The organism is Agrococcus sp. HG114 (assembly GCF_024723325.1).
GTDB lineage: Bacteria > Actinomycetota > Actinomycetes > Actinomycetales > Microbacteriaceae > Agrococcus.
Genome location: NZ_JANQCH010000280.1, coordinates 1 through 489, shown reverse-complemented (window position 1 = coordinate 489; position 489 = coordinate 1). Strand labels below are relative to the sequence as shown.

1 protein-coding gene is annotated in these 489 nt (G+C 74.0%); it reads left to right on the top strand.

Going from position 1 to position 489, the window contains the following annotated elements:
* On the top strand, positions 1-489 hold a 489-nt coding region (locus NWP09_RS13245), incomplete at both ends, for an HNH endonuclease signature motif containing protein (RefSeq protein WP_258275940.1).

The following is a 489-nucleotide window of genomic DNA, read 5'->3' as shown; positions in this document are numbered from 1 at the left end:
CGTCAACCCGATCACCGCGACCGTCACGGTGACGATCCCCGCCACCGAGCTGCTCAACCAGACCGACGATGCGGACGAGCCTCAGTTGCGGTTCTCCGGCGCGCTCGAGGGCGGCGCGCTCGTCGACGCCGCGACCGTGCGCTCCCTCGCCGCGGAGACGGTCGTGTGGGAACGCCTGTTCACCCACCCGGTCACCGGCGTCCCGGTCGCGGTCGACACCTATCGGCCGACGCGGGCGATGCGCCGCTGGCTGCGGGCGCGGGACGGCCGCTGCCGGTGGCCCGGCTGCGCGAACGCCGTCTCCCGCGCAGACACCGACCACACCCGCGACCACGCCGACGGCGGCGCCACGGCGCTCTCGAACCTCGCGCACCTGTGCCGGCGGCACCACACGATGAAGCACGCCACCGCCTGGACCGTCCAGCAGCTCGACCAGGGCGTCCTCGAATGGACCAGCCCCACCGGGCGCGTCCTCACCGACGAACCCGA